The following is a 2,046-nucleotide window of genomic DNA, read 5'->3' as shown; positions in this document are numbered from 1 at the left end:
GCTGGCGGGCTGCAGTCAGCCTGCGGCGAAGGCTGAAATCCGGAGTGGCGGTGGTGGAACCATTGTTGCCATCAACCATACCAAATGGGCAATCAACCATTTCAGCGTCGATGGTCAGTCGGGGATTGATGCTATTGGTCCCTGGCAGGGCGGCGGCGGCGGCTGCTGCTATGGCGTGCCGGCGAAATGGCGGCACGGAATGACGGTTAAGGTTGACTGGGAGAGCGGAGAAGCCTCAATGAAAGGTTTTCCTGGGTTTGCGGATACAGCTAAGTATCGGGCCTGGGAAAAAAAAATGAGTGCTAATAATCGGCAGCACAGCGCGGTGGTACCGGTTCCGGACTATACGGGACAAAAGACCTGCGGGATCACGGTCCACTTTATGCCCTGCGATGAGGTGAAAGTGACCACCAGCTGTGTGAGCCCCGGCCGGCCGGGCTACCCAATCAACGAGCCGCTGCAGATGCCGGAGCCAAAAGTATGTCCGAAATAATTACCGATCTGGCATGGTTCCCGCCGGCGTTTCCGGCTCAGGGGCGTTTACCCACCCAGTCTGCGCTGGTTGGCACAAGCTGCGCGCAGCAGGACAACCACGAGCTGGCCTACCGGCAGGAACTGTGCCTGGCTGCCGGGCGACGCGTGGAGCCCCCCTGCTGTAAAACTTTGCATATCAGCCTGTTTTTTGACGGCACCGGCAATAACCTCAATCACGACTTATATATTGCTGACCCGAAGCACCCCACTAATATTGCCCGTCTGTTCCGTGCAACCATCGGCCAGGGCTATGCCGGGGGGCTGGCGAGTAAAACAGCGGAGCTGCTGGATGCCAGCGGCAGCGGTGATGACAAATACTACAAATATTATATTCCCGGCGTCGGGACACCTTTCCCCGAGGTGAACGATCTGGATTTCAGCATGATGGGGCTGGCGGCGGCGACCCACGGGGAAGACCGTATCAACTGGGGCCTGCTGCGGATTATCGATGCCCTGAAGCTGACGATGGGCCTGGATGCGCTGTCAGACGACGAAAGCTGGACGGCGGTGGACAAAATGGCAACCTCTATGGCGTCTTTTGGGCTGACCGGCAGCGCTAACCGTTTTGAGACCTTCCAGAGCCTGCTAAAGGATATGGCACCAGACCTGCAAAAGGCCCTGGTACCTGTCGAGCCCGGAAAGCCGAAGCTGTTAAGTGTCAAGCTGTACGTGTACGGCTTTTCGCGCGGGGCAGCGGCGGCGCGGGCCTTTGTCAACTGGCTTAGTGAGCTGCTGCCAAAGCCTGAAGAGGGAAAAGACAAGCCCGAGCAGTGCCTGGCGGTGGGCGGGCTGAAAATTCCGCTCAGCGTCGAGTTTCTTGGCCTGCTGGATACGGTGGCCTCGGTGGGCGTGGCGCATATCGCCCCGGTGGCGGAAGGGCATATGGGCTGGGCGGACGGGACCCAGGAGCTGCCGGCAGAGAAGATCTACGGCGGGTTGATTAAAAAGTGTGTCCATCTGGTCTCTTCCCACGAGCAGCGGCTCTGCTTCCCGCTGGATTCTATCCGCCGCCCGGATGGTCACTATCCGGCGAACAGCCAGGAAGTCGTCTATCCGGGAATGCACTCGGATTTAGGCGGGGGGTATCCACCGGGGGATCAGGGAAAGGCGAATGCTGAGGATGACGGTTTGTTATTATCACAAATTGCTTTACACGATATGTATTCATCGGCGTTCCAAGCTGGAGCACCATTAAAAGTGCCTGAGGATTCTTTACCAAGTGAATTAAAAAGTGACGATTGGAGGAAAATGCCTTTGAGCGTAGGTAAAGAGTTTTTTATCGATGAGGTTCTTTCCGGTCGTTTCAACGCCTGGCGCAGTTTAACCCTCGGTCTGAGTTCGCCCACTGACCCGATTTCACCCGAACAGGCCGCAAAATACGATCCGCCGCGCGCGCCGGTTAGCCTGGAGAAAGCCCTTGAAGATCAGATGGGCTGGATCACCGCGTGGCGTATCAATCGCTATGCCGGGGGAACCTACAAGACCCAGCGCTTCTATGTTGATTCGGCGGCG

General features: G+C 57.6%; 2 protein-coding genes. Both read left to right on the top strand.

Going from position 1 to position 2,046, the window contains the following annotated elements; translation table 11 throughout:
• The first annotated feature begins 1 nt into the window (after nt 1).
• The gene (locus UTO39_RS22230) at nt 2-493 is read left to right on the top strand and encodes a DUF3304 domain-containing protein (protein ID WP_320728123.1); all 492 of its coding nucleotides are present in this window, start codon (nt 2-4) and stop codon (nt 491-493) included.
• Nucleotides 481-2,046: DUF2235 domain-containing protein (locus UTO39_RS22225; protein WP_320728122.1), on the top strand; the 1,566-nt coding region annotated here is incomplete at its 3' end. The genes UTO39_RS22230 and UTO39_RS22225, both read left to right, overlap by 13 nt.

It is taken from the genome of Enterobacter sp. 118C5, assembly GCF_034107645.1.
Classification (GTDB): domain Bacteria; phylum Pseudomonadota; class Gammaproteobacteria; order Enterobacterales; family Enterobacteriaceae; genus Enterobacter; species Enterobacter nematophilus.
The sequence above is the reverse complement of the archived record's forward strand: the minus strand, read 5'-3'. Positions and strand labels throughout refer to the sequence as shown.